25 protein-coding genes and 1 tRNA gene are annotated in these 25,903 nt (G+C 62.3%); 11 read left to right on the top strand and 15 right to left on the bottom strand.

The features are described 5' to 3' along the window. Window positions 1-58: 58 nt before the first annotated feature. Window positions 59-3,256, bottom strand: a complete 3,198-nt coding sequence (locus ACYU0X_RS00255; protein ID WP_418907982.1) for a beta-phosphoglucomutase family hydrolase — start codon at window positions 3,254-3,256, stop codon at window positions 59-61. An 81-nt stretch (window positions 3,257-3,337) separates the two neighbouring features. Here ACYU0X_RS00255 and ACYU0X_RS00250 point away from each other — a divergent pair, with 81 nt between their 5' ends. Beyond that, window positions 3,338-4,315, top strand: a complete 978-nt coding sequence (locus ACYU0X_RS00250) for a hypothetical protein (RefSeq protein WP_418907981.1) — start codon at window positions 3,338-3,340, stop codon at window positions 4,313-4,315. Here ACYU0X_RS00250 and ACYU0X_RS00245 read toward each other — a convergent pair. Further along, on the bottom strand, window positions 4,312-5,007 hold the full coding sequence (locus ACYU0X_RS00245; RefSeq protein WP_418907980.1) for an isochorismatase family protein: 696 nt from the start codon (window positions 5,005-5,007) through the stop codon (window positions 4,312-4,314). The two genes, ACYU0X_RS00250 and ACYU0X_RS00245, sit on opposite strands and share 4 nt — an antisense overlap. Between ACYU0X_RS00245 and ACYU0X_RS00240 the strand changes: the two genes are divergently transcribed. After that, window positions 5,006-5,971 (top strand): GlxA family transcriptional regulator, encoded by a 966-nt coding sequence (locus ACYU0X_RS00240; protein ID WP_418907979.1) that lies wholly within the window; start codon window positions 5,006-5,008, stop codon window positions 5,969-5,971. The two genes, ACYU0X_RS00245 and ACYU0X_RS00240, sit on opposite strands and share 2 nt — an antisense overlap. Here ACYU0X_RS00240 and ACYU0X_RS00235 read toward each other — a convergent pair. From ACYU0X_RS00235 to ACYU0X_RS00200, 8 genes are all read right to left on the bottom strand, one after another. Next, the gene (locus ACYU0X_RS00235; protein ID WP_418907978.1) at window positions 5,949-6,668 is read right to left on the bottom strand and encodes a glycerophosphodiester phosphodiesterase family protein; all 720 of its coding nucleotides are present in this window, start codon (window positions 6,666-6,668) and stop codon (window positions 5,949-5,951) included. The genes ACYU0X_RS00240 and ACYU0X_RS00235 overlap by 23 nt on opposite strands. Continuing rightward, on the bottom strand, window positions 6,665-7,459 hold the full coding sequence (locus tag ACYU0X_RS00230) for an HAD family hydrolase (protein WP_418907977.1): 795 nt from the start codon (window positions 7,457-7,459) through the stop codon (window positions 6,665-6,667). Before ACYU0X_RS00230 ends, ACYU0X_RS00235 begins: the two co-directional genes overlap by 4 nt. Further along, window positions 7,456-8,361, bottom strand: a complete 906-nt coding sequence (locus ACYU0X_RS00225) for a carbohydrate kinase family protein (protein ID WP_418907976.1) — start codon at window positions 8,359-8,361, stop codon at window positions 7,456-7,458. The genes ACYU0X_RS00230 and ACYU0X_RS00225 overlap by 4 nt, the downstream gene beginning before the upstream one ends. Before the next feature lie 6 nt (window positions 8,362-8,367). Then, entirely contained in the window at window positions 8,368-9,042 is a 675-nt protein-coding gene (locus ACYU0X_RS00220) for an alpha/beta hydrolase (RefSeq protein WP_461901786.1), read from the bottom strand. After that, the gene (locus ACYU0X_RS00215) at window positions 9,039-9,827 is read right to left on the bottom strand and encodes an enoyl-CoA hydratase/isomerase family protein (protein WP_461901785.1); all 789 of its coding nucleotides are present in this window, start codon (window positions 9,825-9,827) and stop codon (window positions 9,039-9,041) included. Before ACYU0X_RS00215 ends, ACYU0X_RS00220 begins: the two co-directional genes overlap by 4 nt. A 43-nt stretch (window positions 9,828-9,870) precedes the next feature. Then, window positions 9,871-10,566, bottom strand: coding sequence for a LysR family transcriptional regulator substrate-binding protein (locus ACYU0X_RS00210; protein ID WP_461901784.1), 696 nt, complete (start codon window positions 10,564-10,566; stop codon window positions 9,871-9,873). Window positions 10,567-10,645: 79 nt separating this feature from the next. Beyond that, window positions 10,646-11,077, bottom strand: coding sequence for a universal stress protein (locus ACYU0X_RS00205; protein ID WP_461901783.1), 432 nt, complete (start codon window positions 11,075-11,077; stop codon window positions 10,646-10,648). Window positions 11,078-11,150: 73 nt separating this feature from the next. Beyond that, the gene (locus ACYU0X_RS00200; RefSeq protein ID WP_309410299.1) at window positions 11,151-11,849 is read right to left on the bottom strand and encodes a dienelactone hydrolase family protein; all 699 of its coding nucleotides are present in this window, start codon (window positions 11,847-11,849) and stop codon (window positions 11,151-11,153) included. A 125-nt stretch (window positions 11,850-11,974) separates the two neighbouring features. On the opposite strand from ACYU0X_RS00200, the gene ACYU0X_RS00195 reads away from it, so the two are divergent. After that, on the top strand, window positions 11,975-13,015 hold the full coding sequence (locus tag ACYU0X_RS00195) for a LacI family DNA-binding transcriptional regulator (protein WP_461901782.1): 1,041 nt from the start codon (window positions 11,975-11,977) through the stop codon (window positions 13,013-13,015). Window positions 13,016-13,105: 90 nt separating this feature from the next. Continuing rightward, on the top strand, window positions 13,106-13,570 hold the full coding sequence (locus ACYU0X_RS00190; protein ID WP_461901781.1) for a GyrI-like domain-containing protein: 465 nt from the start codon (window positions 13,106-13,108) through the stop codon (window positions 13,568-13,570). Here the strand turns inward: ACYU0X_RS00190 and ACYU0X_RS00185 are convergent. The 5 genes from ACYU0X_RS00185 to ACYU0X_RS00165 all read right to left on the bottom strand — a co-directional run bounded on the left by ACYU0X_RS00185 (window position 13,503) and on the right by ACYU0X_RS00165 (window position 16,424). After that, complete coding sequence (locus tag ACYU0X_RS00185) at window positions 13,503-14,765, bottom strand: MFS transporter (RefSeq protein WP_461901780.1); 1,263 nt, start codon at window positions 14,763-14,765, stop codon at window positions 13,503-13,505. The two genes, ACYU0X_RS00190 and ACYU0X_RS00185, sit on opposite strands and share 68 nt — an antisense overlap. Before the next feature lie 11 nt (window positions 14,766-14,776). Continuing rightward, window positions 14,777-15,133, bottom strand: coding sequence for an ArsR/SmtB family transcription factor (locus ACYU0X_RS00180; protein ID WP_418907967.1), 357 nt, complete (start codon window positions 15,131-15,133; stop codon window positions 14,777-14,779). Window positions 15,134-15,194: 61 nt separating this feature from the next. Beyond that, entirely contained in the window at window positions 15,195-15,725 is a 531-nt protein-coding gene (locus ACYU0X_RS00175) for a YdeI/OmpD-associated family protein (RefSeq protein WP_418907966.1), read from the bottom strand. Between the two features lie 28 nt (window positions 15,726-15,753). Continuing rightward, window positions 15,754-16,143, bottom strand: coding sequence for a nuclear transport factor 2 family protein (locus tag ACYU0X_RS00170; protein ID WP_461901779.1), 390 nt, complete (start codon window positions 16,141-16,143; stop codon window positions 15,754-15,756). A gap of 197 nt (window positions 16,144-16,340) precedes the next feature. Beyond that, window positions 16,341-16,424, bottom strand: a tRNA-Leu gene (locus tag ACYU0X_RS00165). A 282-nt stretch (window positions 16,425-16,706) separates the two neighbouring features. Between ACYU0X_RS00165 and ACYU0X_RS00160 the strand changes: the two genes are divergently transcribed. Genes ACYU0X_RS00160 through pknB form a run of 7 tightly spaced genes read left to right on the top strand, consistent with a single transcriptional unit; the run spans window position 16,707 to window position 25,892 of the window. Then, on the top strand, window positions 16,707-17,519 hold the full coding sequence (locus ACYU0X_RS00160; protein ID WP_461901778.1) for an FhaA domain-containing protein: 813 nt from the start codon (window positions 16,707-16,709) through the stop codon (window positions 17,517-17,519). Further along, entirely contained in the window at window positions 17,516-17,995 is a 480-nt protein-coding gene (locus tag ACYU0X_RS00155; RefSeq protein WP_309410307.1) for an FHA domain-containing protein FhaB/FipA, read from the top strand. The genes ACYU0X_RS00160 and ACYU0X_RS00155 overlap by 4 nt, the downstream gene beginning before the upstream one ends. A 3-nt stretch (window positions 17,996-17,998) precedes the next feature. Beyond that, window positions 17,999-19,399 (top strand): PP2C family protein-serine/threonine phosphatase, encoded by a 1,401-nt coding sequence (locus ACYU0X_RS00150; protein WP_459275658.1) that lies wholly within the window; start codon window positions 17,999-18,001, stop codon window positions 19,397-19,399. Next, the gene (locus tag ACYU0X_RS00145) at window positions 19,396-20,781 is read left to right on the top strand and encodes an FtsW/RodA/SpoVE family cell cycle protein (RefSeq protein WP_461901777.1); all 1,386 of its coding nucleotides are present in this window, start codon (window positions 19,396-19,398) and stop codon (window positions 20,779-20,781) included. The genes ACYU0X_RS00150 and ACYU0X_RS00145 overlap by 4 nt, the downstream gene beginning before the upstream one ends. Beyond that, window positions 20,778-22,229, top strand: coding sequence for a penicillin-binding transpeptidase domain-containing protein (locus tag ACYU0X_RS00140; RefSeq protein WP_461901776.1), 1,452 nt, complete (start codon window positions 20,778-20,780; stop codon window positions 22,227-22,229). The genes ACYU0X_RS00145 and ACYU0X_RS00140 overlap by 4 nt, the downstream gene beginning before the upstream one ends. Beyond that, window positions 22,226-24,046, top strand: coding sequence for a protein kinase domain-containing protein (locus ACYU0X_RS00135; protein WP_461901775.1), 1,821 nt, complete (start codon window positions 22,226-22,228; stop codon window positions 24,044-24,046). The genes ACYU0X_RS00140 and ACYU0X_RS00135 overlap by 4 nt, the downstream gene beginning before the upstream one ends. Further along, window positions 24,039-25,892, top strand: a complete 1,854-nt coding sequence (gene pknB / locus ACYU0X_RS00130; RefSeq protein WP_461901774.1) for a Stk1 family PASTA domain-containing Ser/Thr kinase — start codon at window positions 24,039-24,041, stop codon at window positions 25,890-25,892. Before ACYU0X_RS00135 ends, pknB begins: the two co-directional genes overlap by 8 nt. Window positions 25,893-25,903: the final 11 nt, after the last annotated feature.

Raw genomic sequence — 25,903 nt, 5'->3', positions numbered from 1 at the left:
AATATCAGCGCATAAGGCCATGTCATACGCTGATATTTCGTTTTAGCAATTTGGCGTCTTACACGTTGCGACGCCACGCCTGACGAAGTTGATCGCGGTTATTCTCGCGTTGCCGGTCCAGGACGTGCTCGATACTTGGCCGCCCCTCGCGCACCGGACCCTGGTCGGCCAACGGCACCGTATAGGTCTCGTTTTCGATCAACTGAATGGTCTCCCCGCGCACCTGCACCGACAGCGCCGGGGCGCCGCAGAGATCAAAAGAAATCGACTCCGGGCGTAGGCAGACGGTGATTTGGGCGCCTTGCCAGGTCAACCGGAACTTCATCGAACGCCACCCGCGCGGCAGCCGCGGATCGAAACGCAGGACCTGCTCATCATCCCTCAGCCCGCCGAAGCCGTAGACCAATCCGGCCCAGACCCCTCCGGTTGAGGCCACGTGCACCCCGTCGGCGGTATTGCCGTGGGAGTTGTGCAGATCCACGTTCAGCGCATGCTCAAAGTAGTCATAGGCCAAATCCCGGTACCCCACCTCGGCAGCCAGAATCGACTGCACGGTGGCCGACAACGTCGAGTCGCCGGTGGTCAGCGGGTCGTAGTAGTTGAAGTTCGCGAGCTTGCGTTCGGCCGAGAAGTCCGAGGAACGCAACCACATGGCCAGCACCGTGTCGGCCTGCTTGATCACCTGGAAGCGGTAGATCACCAGCGGGTGGTAGTGCAATAGCAGCGGGAACTTCGCCGGATCGGTGTTGGCCACATCCCAAATCTCGCGGTTCAAGAAGTGGTCATCCTGCGGGTTAATCTCCACGGATTCCGAGTAGGGAATGTGCATGCAGTGCGCGGCACGCACCCACATCGCGGGTTCCTCGGGCTGCAGGTCGAGGCGCTGGACCAGCTGCTGGTAGTAATCTGGGTACTCATCGGCCAGGCGGGTGATAATTTCGGCCGCACGGCGCAGATTAAAGCGCGCCATCACATTGGTGTAGAGGTTGTCATTCACCACGGCCGTGTACTCATCCGGTCCGGTGACCCCGTGGATGTGGAAGGTTTCCTGCTCTCCGCTATGCCGCCAGAAGCCCAGCGACGTCCACATGCGGGCGGTGCCGACCATGATCTCCGCACCGCCGGCGGTGAGGAACTCCTCGTCCCCGGAGGCATTGAGGTAGCGGTTCAGACCATAGGCCACGTCCGCGTTGATGTGGTACTGCGCGGTACCCGCTGGATAGTAGGCGCTGGCTTCCTCGCCGTTGATGGTGCGCCACGGGAAGAGAATGCCGTCCTCGTTCATCACCTGCGCCCGGCGCGTGGCCGCGGGCAACATGGAGACACGCGCGCGTAGCGCGTTTCGGGCCCACTGCGGGTTCGTGTAGGTCAAGAACGGAAGCACATAGATTTCGGTGTCCCAGAAGTAATGCCCCGAGTACCCGTTACCCGACACACCCTTCGCGCTAATCCCCAAACCATCGGAACGTGCCGAGGCCTGAGCCAACTGGAACAGGTTCCAGCGGATGGCGCGCTGCAGTTGCTTGTCGTCGCTGTCGACCACGACGTCACTGCGGCGCCAGTAGTCGATCATGAAGGCGCGCTGGGCACGGAAATGCTCATCGATCCCGAACGGCACCAGATGATCCAGGGCGCGGCTCGAACGGGTGAGCATCTCCTCGGCGCTGTGCCGCCGCGAGGCATGGTAGACCGCGAACTTCGAGAGACGCAGCCCCTGGCCTTTGCCCAGGTTCACCGAGCTGACCTCGTCGGCGCGCGAGGCGTTGACCTGGCGCGTGGTGCGCACCGGTTGCTTGCTACCGCCGGTCAGCGTCACCTGATGTTCGACGGAGGCCGCCACCGACATGCCCGAGCCCTTCACGTAGTAGCTCAGCCCGAGGCGGGAGCCGTCTTGGGTATTCCCGGCGGCAATCAGTGGGTTCTGCGACGCGGATTCCGACTTTCGCGGGTCGTCGGCCTTCACCCCGGAGTCCATTTCCATCGGGCTTGGCACGGCCCGCTCGGTGGGTTCGCCAATCAGCGAGGATTGCACCAACACATGGGCTGGGGCATCGAGCAGACGCACATGCAGATCCTGCACGGCCAGGTGACGGTCGCTGAAGGAAACCATGGTGCGGGCGGTGACGGCCACCCGGTTGCCCTCCGCGGTGCGCCACAGCGTGGTGGCATTCAGCGTTCCGTCGCGGAAGTCGAGGCGCAGGTCGTCGCGCAATAATTCGGTACGACCGATTTCCAGTGCCTCGTCGTTGATGAATACGCGCAGGGTGCGGAAGTCCGGAGCGCTGATCATTGTCTGCCCAGTCTCGGCTAGACCAAAGGCGCTTTCCGCATGGCGGATCTGCCAGGTCTCATGCAAACCGTTGAGGAAGGTGCCGGCGGTGTGTTCGGCGACGCCCACCTGTGCGGCGCGGCATCCGAGGAAACCATTGCCGAGCGAGAAGACGGTGTCTTGGGCGCCACTCTCGTCGCGTTGCGCCTCGCGGGCGATCGACCACGGGTCATAATTCAGCGCGTCACTGGCCTGCTCGGTGATCAGCTCCTGCAGATCCGTGACCAGCACGTGGGCTCCTGCCGCGGAAAGTTGGTCCGCGTTATCTTCCCGGTCGATGGCAACGACCTTGAAGCCGCCGCTGACGGCGGCCGCTACCCCACTCGTGGCGTCCTCGACGACCACGCATTCTTCGGGGCGCCAGCCGAGATCCGCGGCCGCGGCGAGGAAGGTATCGGGTGCTGGCTTGCCCGCTAGCGAGCGTGCCGCAGCCTCGGTTCCGGAAATAACGGTCGCGAAGTAGGTGGCAAGCCCGGCGCGTTCGAGCACCTGGTGGGCGTTGCGCGAGGAGGAGACCACTGCCACGTCGAGTCCGGCGTCGATCACTTGTCGCACATAGTTCAGCGACCCGGCGTACGGCTCGATCCCGTCGCGCTCCAAAATCGCGGTGAACAAGGCGTTCTTTTTATTCCCGAGGGCGCATATAGTCGAGTCGCCCGGTAAATCACCGGGTGTCCCCTCGGGTAGCTCGATGCCGCGGGAGGCCAGCAGGGCGGCCACCCCCTCGTAGCGTGGCCGTCCATCGATGAGGGCGAAATAGTCCTCTTCGGTGTATGGGGCAACGCCGGGATACCCGGCGAGGAAGTCCGTAAATAGTTCGCGCCATGCGGTGCGGTGCACCAGCGCCGTCGGCGTCAGCACACCGTCAAGGTCGAACAGCACGGCCTTAAAGTCGCGGTGGCGATATGCAGGTCGGGAGGATGTCACGAGCGGTGTCCTATCTCGAGGTGCAATTTCCACCAACGGTAGCAAGCTAGCGCCCTTGCGACGACATACTACGATGGACTTGTGGCTCAGTGGATAGATTTATGGAACAGCGACGACTGGCGCGCCGAAACGGCTGGATGGATCGATGCCGCCTGCGATGCGTATGGCATCGAACGCACCGCCGAGCCGGAGTTTTGGCCCACCCACCTCGGTAGCGTGGGCGCCGCGGTGGAAACCGACGCCGCCCATCTGGTGTTTACCGCCAATGCGCCGGGTCTGGCGGCCGAGCCGGCGGTGACGGTGACCGCAGGCCAGCTCGTACCGGACCGCGTGGTGATGCCGCTAGCCATCGACCGCGTCGCCGGCTATATGCTCAGCCCCGACTTCGGGCACGCGCTGGGCGAGGTGAGCGACAGCGTGGAGAGCTGGGAACTGGCCATGGCCTCGCTGGCGGCGCTCCAGGTCTCCCTGATGGGCCAGCAAGATGCCTTCTTCGACGCCGGCCTGACCGTGGTCGATCCGCAGTTCTTGCCGGAGCAGTATGAGCAGGCGCTGACCCTCCATGTCTCCATGGACGCCAACCACCCGCTGCATCTTCCCCCGGCGCGTGCCGACAAGCTCCATTCCCGCTTGGGCGAACTGCGTGCGGCTTGCACTGCGCTGCACGCCGGGCCGGTGCCGCTCTCGCTGGAGCACGGGGCCTTCGATCTGCACAAGGTCATCACCCCGGCCGAGGTCGGCCAGCAGGGCCGCATTGTGCACTTCGGTTCGGCGCACTGGGCGCACCCCTTCTCCTCGCTGGCCCGCCCCTTGGCGCTTATGCAGGAGCAGTGGGATTGCACCGTCGACGACGAACGCGTTATGCGGGTGCTCTTCGCCTACCTGGGCCAATTCTCCGACTACGGGACGCCCGACGAGCTCTTCGATTTGATCGGTCCGGCCTGCATGATCGCCCCGTTGGCGCAGCATGAGACCTGGCTGCGGCTGTTGCTGGAGGCCGACGACAAGGATGTGGCCGAGCACGCCGAACACGTGCTCGAAACCCTGTACATCGGCTAATGCGCGCTGAGCCGGGTACTGACCGAGCGCACGGTCGTCACCTCGGCAAAGCCTCCGCCGGATAGGTTGGCGGCGGTAGCGCGCATGAGTTCTTCCCCGCTCAGCACCTGCGCACCTCCTCCAAGGATCGCGTGCACCTCGGCGTCGCTGGGCAAGGCCACGGGGAAGGTCGTGGTGGCATCTAGCGGCAGAACGATCTGGAACCCTAGGTTGCTCCCCATGCGCGAGGTGGTTTCTACGCACATATTCGTCTGGATGCCGGCCACAATGAGCGTGGTTATGCCACGGGCCCGGAGCCAAGCCGCTAGGTCGGGTTCGCCCAAAAAGGCCGAGTTCACGTGTTTCCGGATCATGAGCTCCGGCGTCACCGCTGCTACCTCCGCGAAGAGCCGATTTCCGGGGTTGGCCGGGTGCAGCGGCGAATCGACGTGGACACTGTCATGTTGCACGATGACCACAGGAACCCCGTTTCGTTCGCAGTCCCGCAGCAACGTGCCTACCGCGGCGCGGCAGCCCGGCAGGTCCACCGGTTCACCCCAGAAGGGGTCTTCGAAGCCGCGTTGCATGTCGATGAGGATGAGGGCGGTATTGCTCGGGTTCAGGGGCATCATTTCGTTCATGGTTCTATTGCATCGTCGTTCGCAGCCGCCCACCAGTGGCAGATACGCCAGTAACCGGTAGGATTCTGCCATGCCTAATTTCCGTGTCGGTATTTTGGTGTTTGATCAGGCGCGCAGTTATGACGTGGTTACGGCGACCGAAATCTTCGCAGACCGTTCCGCCCATGGCCTACCGGCGATGCACGTCGAGTTTTGCTCCGGCGCACCGAGGGAATCGGTTCGGTTGGACACCGGACTGCAGATCGCCCCGGTCCACCACTCGCGCGCCTATGATCTCCTGGTCGTGCCCGGTTCGGAGCAGCTCCTGGGTCGGCTAGTGGAGCCCGACCTCGAGCTCATTGCACGCGCCACGCACCCGACTAAAGCGGTGGCTGGCCTATGCACCGGTGCCTTCGCGCTGGCCGAAGCCGGGGTGCTAAATGGCGGGCAAGCCACCACACATTGGCGCTACACCGACCTCCTGGCGCAGCGGTACCGACAGATCTCGGTGCAAAGTTCCCAGATTTACGTAGCGAGCGGCGAGTTCTGGACCTCGGCGGGGGTCAGCGCCGGGGCGGATCTGCTGTTGCATCTAGTCGACGAATTCCACGGGCGGTCCGTGGCCGCTCAAATCGCCAAGTCCATGGTGTTGCCGCTGCATCGAGCGGGAAACCAGTCACAGTTCGTTGATCACACGCTCGCCGGCCAAACGGCCTCGCCCCTGTCCGAACTCGCCGAGCGCGTACGTCATGATCCACGTCGAGATTGGTCGGTTCGCGCACTGGCCCGAGCCTTGGCCGTCTCGGAACGCTCGTGCCACCGTCTCTTCCACGCCCGGCTCGGGTGCACGCCCGCGGCGTGGATCCAGCGCGAACGGCTCGAGGTCGCCCGGCAACTGCTTGAAAATACCGATCTAACCGTGGGGCGGGTGGCCGAGCAGTCCGGTGTGGGCAGCGCAGAAAACCTGCGTAAGCTCTTTGCGTCCCGCTTCGGGATCTCGCCCACCGACTACCGCCGGCGCTTTGGCGGGCAAGTTAGCCGCGTAGCACCCGCATAAGGGTCGGGGCCCGGTCGGTCATCAGCGCGTCGACCCCACGCTCGACCAACTGGCGCATCTGCGCCTCGTCGTTGACCACCCAAACGTGCACCTCGGTGCCCGCACCTTGCACCGCGCGCACCAACCGCCTGGTTGCCACGGGCAGGCCCTTATAGGTGGCGGGGATCTGCACCGCCCAGTAGGGTCTGAGCAGCCCGCGCGGCACCCGGCCCAAGAGCTGGGCGCAGGCGTAGATCTGGGCCATCTGGCGCTGACCCGGCGAGCGCCGCACAGGGCGCCCGAGCAGATGCGCCACGGCGGCCGATCGCCTGTCGTCGAAGGAGGCCAGCGCGATGCGTTCGTGCACCGAGCGACGGTCGATGAGGCAGGCCAACGGGGCGATGACCGCCTCGTCCTTGACGTCGATATTCAGCATGGCCTCGGGAAAGGCATCCAGCAGCTCCTCGAGCCGGCACAACGGCTGGCCGTTGGCCCGCACCTCGGCGAGCTGAGCGTCGGTGTATTCGGCGATGGGGCCGCGCGCGTCGGTTACCCGGTCGAGGGTGTCGTCGTGAAAGGCGTAGACCGTACCGTCCTTGCTGGCGCGAACATCGGTTTCGAAATGCCGGATGCCGGCCTGCCAGGCGCGTTCGAAGGCCAGCAGGGTGTTTTCCTCGCTGCCGGTGCGCACCCCGCGGTGGGAGAAGGCGTAGGTCATTTCAGGATCCCCTCGATCACCTGGGCCACCCCGTCCTCGAGCAACGGCGGGGCAAGATACTCGGCGGTTTGGCGGACCAGCGCGTGCCCGGAGGCCATGGCGTAGCCGTGTCCGGCGTAGCTAAGCATCTGCAGGTCATTGGGCATGTCCCCGAAGGCCATAACTTCTTCCGGGGCGATACCCAGGCGTTCGGCATAGACCCGTAGGGTCTGCGCCTTATCGATCTCCACATGGGCCATCTCCAAAAGCGACATGTCGAAGGCCGAATGGGTGACCGAGAGCATCTGTCCCAGCTGCTCGGCGACCAGCCCATAAAAATCGTCGATCGGCAGGTGCGGGGAGCGGGCCAGAAATTTCACGATCCCCTCGCTGTCTAGCACCGGCCCGTTCAAGTCCAGCTCACCGAGGCATTCCATGGGGCGGTGCGGATCGGTGAAGCCCGGGCCCAGATGCAGGCCCTTAGTGGTTTCCGCCGCGAAGCTGGCCTGCGGTTCGTGCTCGAGGATGATCTGTGCTGCGGTGCGCGCGGTGGCGGCGCTCAACGTGCGCGAGAAGAGAATCTCGCCGCTGGCCAGGTCATAGAGCACGGCGCCGTTGGAGCAAATCACCGAGCCCAGGCCGCCGAAGGCCTCGATCACCGGGTCCAGCCAGCGGTAGGGCCGTCCGGTGACGAAGACGATTTCGATGCCCGCGTCCCGTGCGGCGAGGAAGGCCTCGCGGGTGCGCTGGGAAATCGTACCGCCGGGGGTGATGATCGTGCCGTCGAGATCGGAAGCGATCAGCCGAATCATGCAAGCTCCGTCCGATGCGGCGGATTGGCCCCGGCGCGAGATACGGTGACCGCTGCCGCCTGCGAGGCGAAGTCCAGCGCCTGGCGCAGCTCGGGAACGCTTAGTTCATGCAGGGCCTGCCGGTTCTCGGCCCCGAGCATCTGGTGCTCGGCCAACCAGCACAATAGCGCGGCGGTGAAGGTGTCGCCGGCGCCGACGGTGTCGACGACCTCGACCACCGGCGAGGCGTGTTCGGCGTCCCCGGCACGCACCACGCCCCAGCAGCCGCGTGAGCCGGAGGAGGTCACCACGATGCCCGGGCCCATATCGAGCCAGGCCCGCGCCGAGTCCTGCACCGAACGCATCGGGTAGAGCCAGCGCAGGTCGATACCGGATACGCGCACCACGTCGGAATGGGAGACGAACTGCTCCACGTGGGCGACGGTTTGCGCGTGGCTGGTTACCAGCGAGGGGCGCAGATTCGGGTCGTAGCTGATGGTGGCGTGTGCCCGGGCCTTTTGGAGCAGCGGGAGCAGCTCGTCGGGCCCGAAGAGCGTGGCAATGGAGCCGGTGTGCACCAGCTCGCTGTCTTCCGGCAGGGCCGCGCCGATATGCGGCAGCTTCCAGTAGGCATTGAAGGCGAAGGCCGCACCACCGGCCGGGTCGAGAATGCCATGGGCAATCACGGTGGGTTCCTCGTCGCGTCCCCCGAGCACCTTGACCTGATTCGCGGCCAGATAGGACTCGATCTTCGCACCGTGTTCGTCGTCGCCCCACCGGGAAATCAGGGTGCCGGGGTAACCGAGCCGGGAGAGCGATACCGCCACATTCAGCGGGCTGCCGCCGACGAATTCCTGAGCCGGTGCAATGCCGGAGGCCAGTACGTCCACTAGCGCCTCGCCGATCACGGTCGGGTTCATCATGCTCCTCTATCCCCCATGCAAACTGACCACCTCGCGTACGCAGGCGGCCCATTGCGCACTCGTCGGGTCGATCCACGTGTAGTGGTCCCCCTCAAACATTTCCCACCGGTGCTCCTGGCCGACGGCCTGGGCACGGGTTACGGCGCTGCTCAGTAGCTGCTCCGGAACATCCTGATCGGTGCGTCCATGAAAGAGTATGACACGGGCCGCGACGGGCCATAATTGCACCGGGTCGTAGGACGCCAGATCCAACGGGCCGAGCAGCTCGTTGACCGCATCGTGGCTTAGCCCCAGCTCGCGGGCCAGCCTCAGATCCAGCACCCCGGCCTGCGAGATGACCTGGCTGACGCGCGGCTCATGGGCGGCCAGCAGGCAGGCCAGCTGGCCACCGGCGGAGTGGCCGATGACGCTGATCGGTCCCGGCTGCTCGATCAACGCCAGCGCCGCCCGGGCGTCGTCCAGCATCAGCTGTGCGCTACCGGGTCCCCGCCGGTACTCGAGGTTGTAGGCCGGCACGCCGCGGGCCGCCAGGTCCTTGGCCAGCGGGACGCCAAGCTCGGCGGTGTACTTCTGCCGCCAGTAGCCGCCGTGAATGATCAGGGCGGCCCCGGGCAGGGAAGGGTGTGCCGGGGCGAAGTACTGCAGCTGCTGGTCGGGGTGTTCCCCGTAGTGCACGATCATTTGCCTTCGAATTGTGCGGTGCGCTTCTGCACGAAGGCGGCACGTCCCTCCACCGAATCGGCGGTGGTGAAGGCCTCACGGAAGGATTCGGCCTCGATCTGGAGCGCCGAGGCGGTGTCCTGGCCCTCCATGCGCACCATGGCCCGTTTCGCGTTGGCCACCGCGGTGGGCGCCACCTTGGCGATGTCGGTGATGGTCTGCACCGCGTTATCGAGCAGTTCTTCGGCCGGGACGACGCGGTTGACTAGTCCGATGCGAAGTGCCTCGGCGGCGTCGATGCGGCGGCCGGTGAAGATCAATTCGCGGGCCATCCCGGCGCCAATTCGGCGCGGCAGACGCACCGATCCGCCAAAGCCGGGCACCAGGCCCAGGTTGACCTCCGGCTGCCCAAAACTGGCGTTCTGGGCGGCGTAGATGAAGTCGCAGGCCAACGCCAATTCGCAGCCACCGCCGAGGGCGAAACCATTGACCGCGGCGATCACCGGGATCTGCAGTTCTTCGAGGGCCAGAGTGACCGCGTGCATGCGCTGCCCGTAGGCCTGGGCCTCCTCGGGGCTCATCTCGTTCATCTGCACGATGTTGGCACCGGCCACAAAGGCCTTGCTGCCGGCGCCGGTCAGGACGACGCCGCGGTAGCTAAAGCCACTGTCGCTTAGCCAGTTCACCAGTCGTTCAAGGTCCGCAACGACCTCGAGGGCTAGCGCGTTGAGCGATTCGGGCCGATCGATGGTGACGATCAGGGCGTTCTCGCGGGTCTCTAGGGTCAGGGTCTCAAAGTGCTCCATGCTCCCACTTTCTCACGACTGTGGCCCGGGCCACTGTCGTGGCTTAACGGCGTTTCTTCGGCCCCTTGCCTTGGCGCCGCGGCCGTTGGGAGCCGCCGCGGGCGGGTCCACCGCCGCGTTTGGCCGGGCGCGCGGCGGGCTTGGACTGCTGTTGCTGCGCCTGGCGCACCGAGGCCTGCCGCGAGGAACTAGCCCCGCGCCCGCGCACCACGCCAATAAACTCTTCGAGGGCTTCGGCCACCGGGGAGTCCACCGGCCAGCAGATGCCGATCATGCTCGGCTCCCCGCCCGCAATTTCGCGGGAAATCACGTCCTTGCGGCCAAAGAGGCGAGCCAGGCTCATCGGCATGCGCGCAATGAAGGCGCCGGTGGCTACCAGCTCCATGGCCGCGTCCACTCCCCCGGCCTCCGGCGGGAAGTCCGCCAAATCCAGTTGAGGGTACTGCTCGAGTTCCGCGACGGGGATGCTCTCGTCGTAATACTCCACGTCGTGATCGCGTGCTGCGCAGACCACCTCGAGCTCTTCATAGAGCGGAATGACATGCCGGGTGTCATCCTTGGGCGACTGGCCCGGGACAAAGCGCAGGAACACCGCGTCGGCCAGGTCATCGCCGAGCAGGCTGAGGATATTGTCCGCATCGTAGCGTTCGGCGTGCAGTTCGACCTGCGGATAGCGTTCGGCAAACCGGGTCAACCATTTACCCGGGGTGACCCCGGCGGTGTAGAAAATTCGCAGCACGCGTTAAGCCTACGCGCCCACGGATACAACAGGGCACCGCCTCCCGAGGGGAAGCGGTGCCCTGGTAGGCCGCTGGGACCTACTTGTCGGTCTTCACAACCAGCACATCGCACGGGGCGGAGTGTGCCACCGAGGAGGCAACCGAGCCGAGCACGCGGCCCAGGCCCTTCATGCCTACGTTGCCGACGACGAGCATCGAGGCCTTGCGGCTCTCGGCCTCGGAGATCAGCACATCTCCCGGCTTGCCGTGACCGGCAGCTGCGGTGATGTTCACGCCAGCCACCTTCTCCTTGACGTCGTTGGCCACACGCTGAGCCAGCTTGCGGGCCTGCTCGGCGTCGTCCAAGATCCAGGTGTCGGAGCCGATGGAGACAACCTCGGTGTTATCCGAAGCGTGAGCGGTCACGACGACCAGCTCGGCCTCCAGCTTCACGGCCAGGCTAGCGGCACGAACGGCGGCGCGCTGGGCGGTTTCCGAACCGTCGACTCCAACGATGATGGTTTCAGACATGTTTTCTCCTCTATGTCAGTAGTGAGTTCGTTTGGTAGCTTACATCCATTGGTGACCGAGGTCACAGTTTGCGTTAGTTTGCGTGCTCGCGCAGGAAAGCGACCGCTCTCCCCCAAGCCTGCGCGGCGAGTTCGGCGTTGTAATTGCCGGCCGGGTTTTCGTCGTTGTGGAAGGCATGTGCGGCGTCGTAGTAGTAGAACTGCACCTCGGCGCCGGACTGCTCCCGGATCTGCTGCTCCTGCGCCTTGGCCTGCTGAACCGGGTAAAAGTCATCGAAGTTGGCGTAGTGGCCCTGTACCGCAGCGCGCACCGAACTGTAATCCTCCGGCACGCCCTGGCCCACACCGTAGAAGGGCACCGCGGCGCTGATGCGTTCCCCCTGCTGCGCGGCGAGGTTCAGCACAAAGCCGCCGCCCATGCAGAATCCGATGGCGCCCACGCGCTGACTTGTCACTTCCTCGCGCCCCAAGAGGTAGTCCACGGCACCTGCCAGGAGCCGGGCGCCGGTTGCTTCGGGAAGCTTGGACATCATTTCGGCTGCTTCATCGCCGTCGTGGGTAATCCATCCGCCGAACAGATCCGGGGCCAGCGCCACAAAGCCTTCGGCGGCCAAGCGATCGGCCACGTCGCGGATGTGGTCGGTCAGGCCCCACCATTCCTGAACAACAATGACCCCCGGTCCACGGCCCGACTCCGGGATCGCTAAATAGCCGTGAGCGCTCTGCTCGCCGGAGGCGAAAGAGACATTCTGGTGCGGGGTTTTTTCAGCCATTGACTTCCCTATTCAGGTAACGATTAACTGCGCTCTCAGTGTAGGCACACGGCGGTGACTTCGTCATTGATTACAGTCACATCTGGGCGAATTTATCGCGGCCACCCTTCGCTAGGATGAATGGCATGAGCAACGCACCACACCCGCGCAGCGACTCGCCGACCCGGCGGGTGACCGCCGCCATGGTTGCGGCCGAGGCCGGGGTTTCCACCGCAACGGTGTCACTGGTGGTCAACGGCAAAACGGCCGGACGAGTCTCGGCCGCCAATGAGCAGCGCGTCCGCGAGGCCATCGATCGGCTCGGCTACGTATTGGACTCGGTGGGCAGCTCGTTGGCCCGCGGCGTGAGCTCCACCATCATTCTGGTGGCCCCGGATATCTCAAACCCGTTCTTCGCCCAGCTCATCTCCGGGGTGCGTCAGGTGTTGGCCTCGGATTACCACCTGTTGCTCTCGGTCAGCGATCCCGGGCAACGTCCGAGCCTCACCGAGGTTTCACGGCTCTTTGGCCAGCGTCCGGCCGGACTGATCCTCCATGCCCCGGACCCCAAATTCTTAGCTGGCGTGCCCGCGCATGTGCCCGTGGTGGCCGTCGATGCCCCCGATGCGCCCGAGACGGTACCGGCGGTGAACTTCGACGTTAGTCAGGGCGCCCGGCTCATTGCCGAGCATCTGCACTCCCGCGGCCACCGCACCATTGCCTACCTCGATGCCGCCACGGGCACCGCAACGCTGCGCGTACGCCGTGAGGCCTTTATGGCCGCCGCGACAAGCCTGGGGATGACGGTGCTGCAGCATCTGCCCGTGGCCACCACCATCGACATTGCGGCCGCGGGCGCTAGTTTTACCGCCGCCTGGCCGCAAATGCACGCGGCACAGGCCAGCGCGGTGGTCTGCGCTACGGATACTCAAGCCTATGGTGTCTTACAGGAGGCCCGCGCCGCCGGATTGGAGGTTCCACGCGACCTAGCGGTGACAGGCTTCGATGACCTACCGTTCTCCGCATCGATGAACCCCGGGTTGACCAGTATCAACCTTGCCGCGGACGCGGTGGGCGTGCAGGCGGCAACGATGCTGCGCAACCTGCTAAGCGATACGAGCATCGAGCAAAGCCAGCTAATCTGGCCAAGCCGTCTGGTCGTACGTGGCTCAAGCGCCGTGGACTAACCCAACTCACCGCCGGTAAGAGGCGTGCGCCTTGGGCCGAACGAAACTATACTGACGTGCACTAGCCCCGCGCCCGGAAGGCGAATGATCATGCCCCACGCCGAACCAGAGATTATTCAACGACCCGCCATCCACACCGCTGCGGTGCGCGATACGGTGGCCCTGGCCAACATTCCCGCCTTTTACGACCGGGCCTACCCGTTGATTTCGCGCACCCTTGCCGCAGCGGGAGTAAGCCCTTCGGCGGCACCTATGGGAATTACGCACGGGGAACCCGGAGAACTACTCGACCTTTCGGCCGCCATTCCGGTGGCCGACCCATTTACCTCCACCGGCGAGGTCATCGGTGAAACCCTCCCGGCCGGCCGCACCGCGACCCTGCTGGTGACCGGGGACTATTCGCAACTGGCCGATGCCTATGGCTACCTCTTTCGGTGGATCGGCGAGCGCTCGCTCACGCCCTCGGGTCTCGCTTGGGAGCAGTATCTTACCGAGCCTCACCCGGACGCAGACCCTGCGTTGAATCAGACGCTACTGGCGGTCGCGATCGACTAAGCGATGCCCAGGCGAAAACCGTAAATCCGACCCCGAGTAGCGCACACACCGCCAGTACCAGCGCGCCCTGCGACAGCCCGATGCGCGCTCCCAGCACCCCGGCCAGTGGATAGCACAGCAAGAAACACGCATGAGACAGCGAGAACTGCGCCGCGAACACCGCTGGGTGCTCATCACTTGAGGCATTGCGGCGCAAGAGCCGAGCCGAGGGGGTCAACACCCCAGAGGTCGCCGCACCGAACAAAACCCAGAGCACGACGAGAATGAGCCACTGCTCGCTACCTCGGCCCCAACCGATGACGGCGGCCGCCGCGAGCAGCAACACCGGAAGCGCGCCAGCACAGAGCAGCATGACCCGCCGGTCCGTGAACCTCCCCAACAATCCGGGCATGCTCAAGGCGATGCACATGGATCCGGCACCATAGGCAGCCAGTAGCAGTGCGACATCCACCTGCCCCAGCGCTAGGTTGCCACGTACGAGTACCACGGTGTTGATCAGCACCATGGAGGAGGCCGCGGCGACGGTTAAGTTAAGGCCGAGAAGTCCGCGCAGTTCCTTGCTGCGCCCGAAGCGGTGAATTCCGCGGGTCAGCCGGTGCACAAATCCGCCGGGCGGCGTAGCAGGCTGGAGCGGGAAGTTGGTGGCGGTCACGAGGATCGCCGAAAGCAGGAACCCGGCAACGGTCCCCAGAAATAGGTTGCTGTAACTGAGCACCGACAGCAGCGCGGCGGCGAGCAACGGGCTTAGTAGCGCCTCGAGATCGTAGGCCAAGCGCGAAAGCGACAGCGCCCGTGTGTAGTCCTGCTCTTCGGGCAGGATAGACGGTATCAGGGCCTGAAAGGTCGGGGTAAAGGTGGCCGATGCGCTTTGCAGGACAAAGATCAGCACGTAGATCTGCCACACCTCACCCACGAAGGGCAGGCAGAGCGCCACAGCGGCCCGCAGCAGATCCGCGGTAATCATGACCGCCTTGCGCGGTAAGCGGGCGATCCAGGCTGCGATGAGCGGAGCACAGAACACGTAGGCGAGCATCTTAATGCTCAGGGCCACGCCGAGCACCGACCCGGCCTGGGCGCCGGCCAGGTCGTAGGCCAGAAGCCCTAGGGCCACGGTCAGTAGGCCGGTACCTAGCAGGGCGACGATTTGGGCCGTGAAAAGCTTTGCGTACTGCCGGTTACTGAGAACGCGCAACATCGTGATCACCCTCAGGCGTGGTGGTGTGGCGGCGCCTGGCCATTGGCCACCGCGTGCTCGGCCTGTTTTACCGCCTCAATGACCAGCTTGGCGGCATGCTCATCGGTGAGCCGGTAGAGCACACTGGTGCCCTCCTGTCGTGTGGTGACCATGCGCGCCATGCGCAGGCGCGCTAGGTGTTGGGACACCCCGGCGCGCTTTTTCTCGACGATTTCGGCCAGGGCGTTGACCGAGAGTTCCCCGGCCTTGCGCAACGCAAGGATGATTCTGATGCGCGTGGCATCGGAGAGTATGCCCATGACCTCGGCCGCGAGTTCGATGTATTCGGACTCGGGATCCAGTCCGCATCGCTTGTTATGTGCATCCATGCGCACAGACTAACATTAAAGATTCTCGAAGGTCACGAGACTATCGCGCACCCAGCGGTGGCTACTCGATGAGTTTTCCGCTCTTGGCCACTTCGGGATCGGTGCACGACGACAGATCAAAGCAGCAGGGGCGTCGCTTGCCATCGCGTAGTTTCGAAATGCTGACTTCGACGCGGCGCTCGCGCGTTTGCTCGTTCTTCGTCGCGCCAACCCAGCGCACCCATTCCCAACGCGCCATGGGTGTCAGCGAAGTCCAGGTCTCCGCTAGATCGTCGGCCTGCTTCAACGCATCGGAGAGATCCTCCGGCACCTCCACCTCGGGCCAGACCTTGCTTACCGACGCCGGCAAAGACACGGAATCGCCGGATTTCACCGACCCGCGCAACGCCGCGGGGACCGGCAACCAGTGCCCGCGACGCCCATCCGGTTCGATCACCAGGGTCGTCGGTTCGCCCTTGATCTCGGTATCCACCGCCACCTGCCCTCGACTTGGCAATTTCGCGCTGGACACTTCGTCAAAACGGATAATCGCACGGCCCGCGACCTCGTCAACGGTTCCGTGGAGCTCAAAGCTATGTGATTCGACTGCCATAGGGGCATCCTAGCGGCAGCACCCACGGCTAGCGAGGCGCCGGTCGTTCGGCACTCGATTCAATGAGATAGCTTCGCACCTGGGCGATGTTTGCAGTCTTACCGGCCCCGGTGAAGCGAAGAACATGACTAAAATCCAGACGCACCCCCGCACCGAGGAGGAATCCGTCACAGGAGGCGAAACGACCGTGGGTGATCACCGAGCTGATTTCGGCATGTTCCGCTTCGAATCCCGGAAACATTCGCGTGACGTTCTCGGGACCCTGCGCGATCCCCTCTCCCGCGCGCCACCACTCGAAGTCCTTGGCGAGCCACGGCAACCATGGAGCCACGTTTCCCAGCACCCACTGCTCAAAAAGTTCAACCGTTAACTGCGATCGCGGAGAATTCCCGCAACCGCCGGGGGTTATGACCTGCATATCGTCCACACTCCTTAACACGGCGATCCTACGCTGGGGCGTTGGCCAAGCACAGGGCCTTCGGCCGGTGTGCCGCGAGTGGCAACTGTTCCTATATATAAGGAGTATGCGTCGTCCGGGGTTCATACGACGCCCAGAAATACGAAAATGACCCTTGACCAGAGATCTTCTCCCGGTCAAGGGCCATTTTTGTTTTGTGCGCGAGGGGGGACTTGAACCCCCACGACCTTGCGATCACTGGCACCTGAAGCCAGCGCGTCTACCAATTCCGCCACTCGCGCATATTCATTTTTTGGTCACCACTCTCGCGGCAACAAGAAATAGCTTACACACACTTTTTGCGATCGCCTAATCGAATGGGATGGTTGTGACGACAAACACCAACGGAACCAGTTTTGAGTCCAAATCGTTGCCTTTCTGGCACCTTCTGCGGCCACCTATTTCCGGTGATTCCACAGCTGGTGACAGTAAGATCGACTTTGAGCTTCCGTACCCGACGCCGTTTGGGTGCGGATTTCATTGCAATGTATCGGGCATAACCACCAAGGGAAGGAGCACGCGCTATGGGTTTTTTCGACAACGTCGAACGTGGTCTCGAAAAGGTCGTCACCGGCTTCTTCCGTGGCAACAGCACCGCCGAAATCAAGCCGGTCGAGCTCACCACCGCGCTACGCAATCAGATGGATCGTTCGATCCTCGCCATTAGCGAGGGCCGAAGCCTGGCACCGAACTCGTTCACCGTGGCGTTGAACCAACGCGACTTTGACACGGCCAAGAGCTGGAGCTCGGTTATCGTTCAGGAAATCGCGACGGTGACCGCCGACCACGCCTCGAGCCAGGGCTACAACCTTCAGGGCGAGGTGCGTATTCGTTTCACGCTCGACGATGAGTTGCGCCCGGGTGAACGAGAAATCTCCGCCGACTTCCAGGACGCCGCGAAACCTGCGGGCAACCCAGCTCCGGCACCGCGCCCGGCCGCCAAGCCAGCACCGCAACCATCGGCGCATCCGGCGACACAGACCGTCGCTCAGCCGCGGCCGGTGCCGCATCCCCCGGCAGCCCCGGTCGCTAAACAAGCCATCGTAGAAGTCGCCGGTGAACGCTACGCGGTACACCACCACTCGATCGTGCTGGGACGTTCGAATAGCAGCGACATCCCCGTGGACGATGCGGGCGTCTCACGCCAGCACGTGCGCATCGAAACGCACGCCAACGAAGAATTCACCGCCACCGATCTGGGTTCAACCAATGGCACCTACATCGACGGCAAGAAGATCTCCTCAGCCACGCAAATCTTTGACGGCACGGTGATCACCATCGGGCAAACCAAAATCATCTTCAGATTAATCACCCCCAAGCAGGGAGGTGCTGCATGAACGACCTAGTACTAAACATCTTCCGGCTCGCGTTCTTAGCCTTGATTTGGCTACTGGTGCTTGGCATCGTAGGTTCAATGCGCCTTGACCTCTCGATCGGTCGCAAAGCCCGCACCGGCACCCCCAGTGCCCGCACGCTTCGCAAGCATCCCGAGCTGGCCGAGCCGGAGCCAACCTCGCGCAAGGCCGCCAGCACGTTGGAAATCACCGACGGCCCACTGGCCGGACGCGTTATTGAGCTCCAGGGCCAGCCGATCCTTTTCGGACGGGCCCAGGACGCCACCGTCGTCTTGGAGGACGACTATGCCTCGGGCCGACACGCCCGACTCTTCCCGCAGGGTTCACGCTGGTTCATCGAGGATCTTGGGTCTACCAATGGCACCTTTGTGGGCGATACGCAATTGACTCGGGCGCAGGCTGTCGAACCCGGTCAGCGGATTCGCATCGGGAAGACCGTTCTGGAATTGAAGGCCTAGCCTATGGCTCTAAAGCTTGAATTCGCGGCCAAGTCTGATGTTGGACGGGTCCGAAAAAAGAATGACGATTCTGCCTATGTTGGGCAGAATCTCGCCGTGCTGGCAGATGGCATGGGTGGTCATGTTGGCGGCGACGTCGCCAGTGCCTCGACCGTCCTCGATCTAATCCATCTGGATAACCCACATACCCCCGAGCCGGAAAATGCGCTACCCGATGAGATTCAGGCGGCCAATCTTGTGCTCAATGAGCTTGTCGCCTCCAATCCGAAGCTTTCGGGTATGGGCACCACCGTCACCTCGCTATTACTCTCCGGCAGCACGCTGTACATGGCCCATATTGGCGACTCTCGGGCCTACCGGCTCAAGGACGGGGTCTTTGAGCAAGTCTCGAAGGATCACACCTTCGTGCAGCGACTCGTCGAAGAGGGGCGCATCTCCCCTACCGACGCCGAAAGTCACCCTCATAAGAACGTGCTCTTGCGCGTTCTGGGCGATTCAGACGCCTCTCCCGAACTTGATATCCAGCAACACGAGGCAGCACCCGGCGAACGCTGGTTGCTCTGCTCCGACGGATTGACCGACGTTGTCCCGGAGCCGGTTATCGAACAGACCCTGCGCGGAACCAAGGATCTGGATCAAGCGGTCAATGACCTGGTCGCAACCACCCTGCAAAACGGGGCACCCGATAACGTTACCGTGGTGATTTTCGAGGTTGTCGAATCCGACGACGTAAACGCCGATGTCACCGACCCCTACGAGCCGGCGCCGAATACCGAACAGCTGACCATTGCCGCCGAAGGCGATGTTGAAGCCAGCGCGGTCTTGCTGCGCCATGAGATTTCACAGCGCCCGCATCTACTGGTTGGTGCCGCCCAACTGGCCACTCAAACCGGGCAGATACCCGTGGTCACGCAGAGCACGGGCGAACGCCGCGCGGCGGCCCTACTGACCCACCGCTCCCCCGAGGCCAGCGAGATTCTCGATCCGGCCGTGGAGCCGGAGCGACCACGTCGCCGCTGGTTCCTCTCCGCCCTGTTGACCATGATGACCATCTTGATCGTGGTCGTGGGTGCGTGGGGCTACCTGTGGACACAAACCCAGTACTACGTTGGGTCGGTGGATAACAGGGTCGCGATATTCAAGGGCGTTCCGCAAGAACTGGGGCCGATTTCACTCTCCGAGGTCGATTCGGTCAGTAATGTGCCGCTGGACGCGTTACCGGAATATTCACGCCAGCGCGTGCAATCGAGCATTCATGCCAAGGATCTGGACCACGCCCGGGCAATGGTTCAAGAACTTCTGGTCACCGCCAAACAGAACTGCCCCGTGCAGGCTCCCGGCGACGATGACAAGGAAAATGAGCAACGAGACCTGCCAGACTACTGCAAGGAGATTCTGCGATGACCGAAGTGCAAACGGCACCGGTTTCACGCCGTAATCTCGAACTGCTCCTGTTGCTCTTGGCCCTCGCCGTAGGTGCCTCGGCCTTCTATCTGGTCGGCGTCACCACGGAGGCCACCGACGTTATGGTGATCGTGAAGCAGATCGGCGTCCTAGGCGTTCTGGGGCTGATTATTCACGTGCTCCTGCGCATCTTCGCCAAATATGCCGATCCGGTAATACTTCCGATCACGGTGGCTCTCAATGCCCTGGGCTTGGCCATGATTTACCGAATTGACATGGCAAAATCTACCGACCAGGCAAGCCGTCAGCTGCTCTGGACGGTCATTGCCGTGCTCGTTGCGGCGGTGGCTCTGTGGGTTATTCGAGATCACAGAACCCTGCGACGCTTCACCTACATATCGCTTGCGGCATCTTTAATTCTGCTCGTTCTACCGATGATTCCTGGGCTAGGCGTCACGATCAACGGTGCACGCATTTGGATCCACGTAGGTAGCTACTCGATGCAGCCCGGCGAGCTGGCCAAGATTACCTTGGCGATCTTCTTTGCCGCCTACCTCTCATCGAATCGCGACTTGATCCTCATGGCCGGTCGCAAGGTCGGCCCGCTCCAGTTGCCGCGTATGCGGGATATGGCCCCCATGGTGTTGGCCTGGCTCATGTCTATAGGCGTGCTCGTGGTCCAACGTGACCTCGGATCCTCGATCCTGTTCTTCGGCATGTTCATCGTCATGGTTTACGTGGCAACTGCCAGAATTTCGTGGGTACTGATCGGCTTCCTATTGGTGATCGTTGGCGGCGTTTTCGCCGGGTCGACCATGGGTCACGTGACCCGTCGCCTGAACACCTGGCTCAACGCGTTCGACCCCGAGGTGTATCAGGCCGCCGGCGGCAGTATGCAGATCGTCGAAGGACTGTTCGGCATGGCCGATGGTGGACTCTTTGGCACCGGCTTGGGCGCTGGTTCCCCCTACCGGGTACCACTGGCCAACTCCGACATGATCATTGCCTCGTTCGGTGAAGAAATCGGGCTGATCGGTGTTGTCGCCATCGTATTGCTGTTCATGCTGTTGATCAGCCGTGGGCTGCGTACCGCGCTAGGTTCACGCGATGCCTTTGGAAAGCTACTGGCAACCGGCCTGTCGGTGACCTTGGCATTGCAATGCGTGGTCATTATCGGAGGAGTCACCCGACTGATCCCTCTCACGGGTCTCGCCACGCCCTTTATGGCAGCCGGTGGTTCGTCCCTGCTGGCGAACTGGATCATCGTGGTCATTCTCCTGCTGATCTCCCACAACGCTCGACGCCCAATGGACGAGACAGCAACCCCAACCGATGTCGTTGCCACTCCCTCAGCTACTCATAAGGCGGTGAAATCCTCATGAATCACGCAATTCGACGCGTATGGATCGCGCTAACCGCCCTGTTCCTCATCTGCATCGGCGGACTCACCTATATTCAGTTCTTTGCCTCGCAGACCCTTGCCGACAACCCGATGAACAAACGGCAGTTGTACCGTGAGTTCGATTTGCCGCGTGGGGCGATTCTGGTCGACGGTAAGTCGATTGCCGAATCGGTCGCCACCGACGAGGGTCAGTTCACCTACCAGCGCAAGTACAACAACCCAGAGGTGTATGCGCACCTGACCGGATTCTATTCGTTGGCCAACGGGAGCACGCACCTCGAGTCGCAACTCAACGGATGGCTCACCGGTTCAAGTTCCGACTTGCTCTTCGATCGTCTGGCTGCCATGTTCACCGGCCAAGAATCCGAAGGTGCCTCGGTTGAGCTGACCATCGATGGAAAGCTGCAGCAGACCGCCTATGACTTAATCCCTAACGATGGAACCAAGGCAACGATCGTCGTAACCGACGTGAAGACCGGCGCCATCAAGACCATGGTGAGCAAGCCCAGCTATGATCCGAATCAATTGGCCGTGCACTCCACGAAGAAGGCTGCCGATAACCTGAAGAAAATCAATGCGACAGATGGTCTCAGCGTTTATCGAAACCCGGCGATCAACGATCTTGTGTCCCCCGGTTCTTCATTCAAGATCCTAGACACCGTGGCGGGCATCGAGTCTGGAAAGTACAACAAAGACACCAAACTTGAGAACCCATCGAAGATCAAATTGCCCGGCACCAACACGCAATTGGGTAACTTCGACGCGGGCATTTGTTCCAGCCGCCCGAACGCCACCTTGGAGTTCATCTTCACTCAAAGTTGCAATACACCGTTCGTGAATATGAGCCAGGATCTTGGCGAAGGTGCCTTCGTAGACGTGACCGAGCGTTTCGGTTTCGGACAACAGCTTAATATCCCATTGCGCGTGACTCCATCGGAATTTCCACGTGATATGGAACCTTCGCAATTGGCAATGGCAGTCATCGGTCAGTTTGATACTAAGGCCACACCACTACAGATGAACATGGTCGCCATGGGCATTGCGAACAAGGGTGTGATCATGCAACCGAACCTGATCAAAAAGGTGATCGCCCCGGACCTACGGATCGTCGATGAACCAAAACCGAAAGCATTCTCGACCGCGACCACGCCTGAGGTGGCCGCACAGGTTGCCGAACTGATGAAGGGGCCGGTGGAATCCGGAACCGCCATGAATACTCGAGTTCCTGGGGTGGATCTGCGGGTTAAGACCGGAACGGCACAGATCGGCAATACCGGCCTCGTTAATTCGTGGATCACCGGTTTCGCACCAGGGGACGACCCACAGTACGCCATCACAGTAAATGTAGAACGCGTTCCCTACAACAAGGGCCATAATCTGGCCGGAGCACTTATGAAAGAAATGACGAAGGCGGTGTTCACCCAGTGAGGCCAGTAATCGGTACCACCATGGGAGGTCGCTACAAGCTGACCGAACGCATCGCGATCGGCGGCATGGGCGAAGTGTGGAAGGCCCGCGACCAAGTACTTGGTCGTCTCGTGGCCATCAAAATCCTCAAAGAGGAATACACCAACAACGAAGCCTTCCTCAAGCGCTTCCGCGTCGAGGCGCGCCATACCGCCCTGCTGAACCACCCAGGCATTGCCGGCGTCTTCGACTACGGCGAAGAGGGCGGCTCTGCCTACCTCGTCATGGAGCTGGTCCCCGGCCAGCCGCTGTCCAGCATAATCGAGCGGGAACGCAAGCTCGACGTGGACCGTACCCTCTCGCTCATTGCGCAAACCGCCCGGGCCTTGGCCGCGGCCCATGCCCACGGCTTAGTGCACCGAGACGTGAAGCCGGGAAATATCTTGGTCATGCCCTCGGGCACCGTGAAGATTACCGATTTCGGTATCGCCCGCGCCGCCGACCAGGTCCCGCTGACCGCTACCGGACAGGTTATGGGCACCGCCCAGTACCTGGCCCCGGAACAGGCCACCGGCCAGCAGGCAACCGGTAGTTCGGATATCTATGCCCTCGGCGTTATCGGCTACGAATGCCTTGCGGGACGACGTCCATTCACCGGCGAGTCTCAGATTGCTATTGCATTGGCTCAGGTCAACGACGCACCGCCGCCGCTGCCTGAAAGTCTGCCCGCTCCGGTCCGTCAGCTGATCATGTCTATGCTCGCCAAGGAGGCCGCAGACCGTCCCAAGGATGCCACGGCGCTAGCCGAGGCCGCCGATGCCCTGCGGGCCGGCGATACGAACACTGCAGTCATCGCCGTTCCTGGCATGCTGGCCACCGGTGTTCAGGATGCCGCCACGCAGGCGCTGAATGTTGATGATTCAGATGCCACGCAGGTTGTACCCCGCACTACGGCGAACCCCTCGGCTCCGATGACCAATGCCATGCCCACCGTGGTGGCCCCGGCGGACGAGAGTTTCTCGGCTAGCTCGAGCGGCGCAGAAGCCCCCGGAGGCTTCGATGCCGATGGGAGCGATCATCCAGAGGACGAAGAGGAAAAGCGCAACCCGTGGCTGATCCCCTTGATCGCGATCATTGCAATTGCGCTGTTGGTCGCCCTCGGCGCATGGTTGATTCCGAAATTTACCGGCGCAAGCGAACCTCAGGAAACACCGTCCAACCCGCCGAGCACGCAAGTCACGGAGTCCGAGTCACCCTCGGAAAGCGAGAGCGAGTCGTCAAGCCCTAGTGAGTCCGAGTCGGAGTCGGAAACCCCGACCAGCGAGTCGCCAAGCGAGAGCGAATCGACGGTAAACGTCAATCCCGAAGCGCTCGTGGGGCAATCCTTTGACTACGTGCGCGGGCAGTTGGAAGGCCTAGGACTCACCGTTTCCGAGAAGGTCGTTGAAGACCCCGACGTTGCTCCGGATACGGTGACCGACATCCAGCCGTACGGCGATGTCGCCCGAGGTTCAACAGTGACCGTAACCTACACCAAGCTTCCGGAACAACAGCCGGTGCCCTCGGTGACTGGAGCTAGCCGCAGCCAGGCCGAGTCCACGCTGAAATCGGCTGGCTTTAAGGTGGGCGATGTCGACACCGAGTACTCGAATTCGGTGGCCAAGGGTTCGGTCATCAGCCAAAGCCCAAATGCCGGTGCCATGCTCGAACCCGGTGATGAGGTAGATATCGTCGTATCCAACGGTCCGGAGCCAACCACGCCGTCGCAAACTCCTACCGAATCGAGTACTCCGACGACCTCCAGCATCCCTAAGGAAACGGCGCAGGGCGATGAATGAGACGCAACTTCCGCCGGGCGTGCCCACGCTGATTAGCGACCGTTATGAAATGCTGTCGCTAATCGGCAGGGGAGGCATGGCCGATGTCTATCTTGCAACCGACCATGTACTGGACCGTCCGGTAGCTGTAAAGCTTCTACGCGCGGACACAGCCAATGACCCAATGGTGCTCAATCGATTCCGCCGGGAAGCGCGTAGCGTCGCGGGACTGAGCCACCCGAATATCGTGGCCGTCTATGACACTGGCGATCTGCCCGTGCAACAGGGACAGGAGCCGCTACCCTACATCGTCATGGAGTACGTTGAGGGCCATTCGCTGCGCCAGATTGTGCGCGAAGAACGACTGGATATAGGCACCAGCATCGAGATTATCTCCGGTGTGTGCGCCGCTCTGGATCATTCGCACGCGAAGAACGTGGTGCACCGCGACATTAAACCGGCCAACGTGATGGTCACCAATGATGGCCACGTCAAGCTCATGGACTTCGGCATCGCTCGAGCCGTCGATGCCTCGGCCACCATGACACAGACAGCCGCGGTAGTGGGCACCGCACAGTATTTCTCCCCCGAACAGGCGCGCGGAGAAGCCGTGGACTCCCGCTCAGACATCTACTCAACCGGATGTTTAGCCTATGAGTTGCTGACCGGACGCCCGCCGTTTATGGGTGACTCTCCGGTATCCGTGGCGTACCAGCACGTCGGTGAGGAACCCGAGGTTCCCAGTCAGGTTGATTCCGCCCTGCCCGACCTCTTTGACGCCGTACTGCTCAAGGCGCTGAATAAAGATCGTGAACAACGTTTCGCCACAGCCGGACAGTTCGCCGCGGCACTACGGGATGCCGAAAACGGCATTCCTTTCGTCGAGGACGAAGCTGACGCAACGGTCCCGGCTCTGGCGATCTATGCCCAAGAGTCAACGCCCACGCGACGAGAAGAACACCCCGCGACCGACCAGCACCCGCTCTTTGCCCCGCAGGAATATTCTCGCGCCGCGGCCCAGAAAACGGGGACAAACGCGGGGATGCTATGGCTGCTCTCCATCATTGCCGTAGCGGCAGTCGCCATCGCCAGCTACTTCGTCTACACGTGGTACCAGGCCGATCAGGAGCGACGAGCTCCTGTTTCGGTTCCCGAGGTGACGAATATGGACGAAGGAACGGCTACCACCCTGTTGCGTGATGCTACGTTCAACGTGAATGTCGAGCCTAAATTCGACGATAACGTCGAAGAAGGCAAAGCCATCGGCACCGACCCTGGCGCCGGAGAGAGTATCGCCAAGGAATCGACCGTTAAGCTCTTCATATCTCAGGGTTCTGAACAGCGCACCATTCCGCAATCTCTAGCCAATACCTCCGAAGCAACGGCTCGCGCGACATTGCAGGACGTCGGGCTTGAAGTGGGCGAAGTAACCCACGAACACAGCGCCACAATTCCGGAAGGATGGGTCATTTCAACCTCCCCAAACCTCGGCGATAACGTGAAAGCTGGAAGCACTGTTGACTTGGTTCTTTCCACCGGAAAGGTAGTCGTCCCCTCCGTAACAGGGATGTCGAAGGAAGAAGCTGAGAAGACCCTCACGGCCGAAGATCTAGGCCTCAAGGTCCAGTTCATTGATGAAGAGACATCGGAGTACACCGAAGGAAAGGTTTTCAAGCAGGATCCCGAGCCCAAGCAGGAAGTCACTCCGGGTCAACTAATTACGCTGACCGTGGCAAAAGCGCCCGAGGAACCGACGCCTAGCGAAGAACCCGAAGAGTCTAAAGAACCTAACGAGCCTTCCGAAAGCCCTCAGGGGTCATCGAAACCGCCGGTTTTGAATCCAACGACCCCTGGCCGCGCCAACTGATAGCGCGGCCG

The organism is Glutamicibacter sp. X7 (genome assembly GCF_054889245.1).
This window is presented reverse-complemented; position numbering and strand designations above follow the sequence as displayed.

Excerpts from the sequence above, each read along its gene's own strand:
- ACYU0X_RS00240 (WP_418907979.1), top strand. The coding sequence starts at position 5,006 with ATGCCTAATTTCCGTGTCGGTATTTTGGTGTTTGATCAGGCGCGCAGT.
- ACYU0X_RS00245 (WP_418907980.1), bottom strand. The coding sequence starts at position 5,007 with ATGGCAGAATCCTACCGGTTACTGGCGTATCTGCCACTGGTGGGCGGC.
- ACYU0X_RS00235 (WP_418907978.1), bottom strand. The coding sequence starts at position 6,668 with ATGACCTACGCCTTCTCCCACCGCGGGGTGCGCACCGGCAGCGAGGAA.
- ACYU0X_RS00230 (WP_418907977.1), bottom strand. The coding sequence starts at position 7,459 with ATGATTCGGCTGATCGCTTCCGATCTCGACGGCACGATCATCACCCCC.
- ACYU0X_RS00225 (WP_418907976.1), bottom strand. The coding sequence starts at position 8,361 with ATGATGAACCCGACCGTGATCGGCGAGGCGCTAGTGGACGTACTGGCC.
- ACYU0X_RS00220 (WP_461901786.1), bottom strand. The coding sequence starts at position 9,042 with ATGATCGTGCACTACGGGGAACACCCCGACCAGCAGCTGCAGTACTTC.
- ACYU0X_RS00215 (WP_461901785.1), bottom strand. The coding sequence starts at position 9,827 with ATGGAGCACTTTGAGACCCTGACCCTAGAGACCCGCGAGAACGCCCTG.
- ACYU0X_RS00205 (WP_461901783.1), bottom strand. The coding sequence starts at position 11,077 with ATGTCTGAAACCATCATCGTTGGAGTCGACGGTTCGGAAACCGCCCAG.
- ACYU0X_RS00200 (WP_309410299.1), bottom strand. The coding sequence starts at position 11,849 with ATGGCTGAAAAAACCCCGCACCAGAATGTCTCTTTCGCCTCCGGCGAG.
- ACYU0X_RS00195 (WP_461901782.1), top strand. The coding sequence starts at position 11,975 with ATGAGCAACGCACCACACCCGCGCAGCGACTCGCCGACCCGGCGGGTG.
- ACYU0X_RS00190 (WP_461901781.1), top strand. The coding sequence starts at position 13,106 with ATGCCCCACGCCGAACCAGAGATTATTCAACGACCCGCCATCCACACC.
- ACYU0X_RS00185 (WP_461901780.1), bottom strand. The coding sequence starts at position 14,765 with ATGTTGCGCGTTCTCAGTAACCGGCAGTACGCAAAGCTTTTCACGGCC.
- ACYU0X_RS00180 (WP_418907967.1), bottom strand. The coding sequence starts at position 15,133 with ATGGATGCACATAACAAGCGATGCGGACTGGATCCCGAGTCCGAATAC.
- ACYU0X_RS00175 (WP_418907966.1), bottom strand. The coding sequence starts at position 15,725 with ATGGCAGTCGAATCACATAGCTTTGAGCTCCACGGAACCGTTGACGAG.
- ACYU0X_RS00170 (WP_461901779.1), bottom strand. The coding sequence starts at position 16,143 with ATGCAGGTCATAACCCCCGGCGGTTGCGGGAATTCTCCGCGATCGCAG.
- ACYU0X_RS00160 (WP_461901778.1), top strand. The coding sequence starts at position 16,707 with ATGGGTTTTTTCGACAACGTCGAACGTGGTCTCGAAAAGGTCGTCACC.
- ACYU0X_RS00155 (WP_309410307.1), top strand. The coding sequence starts at position 17,516 with ATGAACGACCTAGTACTAAACATCTTCCGGCTCGCGTTCTTAGCCTTG.
- ACYU0X_RS00150 (WP_459275658.1), top strand. The coding sequence starts at position 17,999 with ATGGCTCTAAAGCTTGAATTCGCGGCCAAGTCTGATGTTGGACGGGTC.
- ACYU0X_RS00145 (WP_461901777.1), top strand. The coding sequence starts at position 19,396 with ATGACCGAAGTGCAAACGGCACCGGTTTCACGCCGTAATCTCGAACTG.
- ACYU0X_RS00140 (WP_461901776.1), top strand. The coding sequence starts at position 20,778 with ATGAATCACGCAATTCGACGCGTATGGATCGCGCTAACCGCCCTGTTC.
- pknB (WP_461901774.1), top strand. The coding sequence starts at position 24,039 with ATGAATGAGACGCAACTTCCGCCGGGCGTGCCCACGCTGATTAGCGAC.